Annotated in this window: 1 protein-coding gene; it reads left to right on the top strand. The window is 65.1% G+C overall.

The features are described from left to right. The coding region (locus tag C6W88_RS21180) for a cadherin-like domain-containing protein (protein ID WP_197037173.1) at positions 1-921 on the top strand (921 nt) is incomplete at both ends.

Here is a 921-nt window from a genome sequence, read left to right as displayed (position 1 = left end):
TCGTTGGTGATCAACGGCCAGAACGTGACGGGCGGCGGCACGGTCGAAGGCGACTACGGCACCCTGAGTGTCAGCGTGTCTGACGGTGAGTACAGCTGGAGCTACAGCCTGGATGGCAGCACCCAGGACCACACCAGCCAGGGCACCGCCAGCGACGACCTGGCGGATCAGTTCGCCATCGTCGTTACCGACAGCGATGGCGACGAGGCCTCGACCCGTCTGACCATCGACGTCAACGACGATGTGCCGACGGCACGTGATGACAGCGACACCATTGCCGAGGAGACCGCGTCGATCACCGGCAATGTGCTGTCCAACGACACCACCGGCGCCGACACCACCGAGGCCGATCCGGCCAGCGTAGCGCTGGACGCGCCGACAGGCGCCGGCCATTACGGCACGCTGACGCTCAACAGCGACGGCAGCTACACCTATCAGCTCGACAACGACGATCCGCGGGTCCAGGCGCTCAGCGGCGAAGAGCAACTCACTGAGACCTTTGCCTACACCCTGACCGACGCCGATGGCGACACCTCACCGGCGACGCTGACCATCACGCTGACGGGGACCAATGACGGCGTTAGCCTTTCGGGCCTGGCTGCCGGGGGCAGCGACGTAGCGGTGAGCGAAGCCAATCTGGAAGAGGGTTCTGCGGCGGATGCTGCGGCACTGACTCAGCCTGGCAACTTCACGTTCGCCAGCGTTGATGGCGTGGCCAGCGTGCAGGTGGGCAACCAGTCGTTGACCCTGGCCCAGCTGCAGGGCCTGTCCGCTGATAGCCCGGTGGTGGTCGATACCGAATACGGCAGCCTTAGCCTGACCGGCTTTACACCGTCGGATAGTGCCAACCCGGCCGCCGGCGGCACCGTGAGCTACAGCTACACCCTGGACACACGCGTCGATAACGACAGTCAGGCAGGT

The organism is Halomonas litopenaei, assembly GCF_003045775.1.
GTDB lineage: Bacteria > Pseudomonadota > Gammaproteobacteria > Pseudomonadales > Halomonadaceae > Halomonas > Halomonas litopenaei.
The sequence above is the reverse complement of the archived record's forward strand: the minus strand, read 5'-3'. Positions and strand labels throughout refer to the sequence as shown.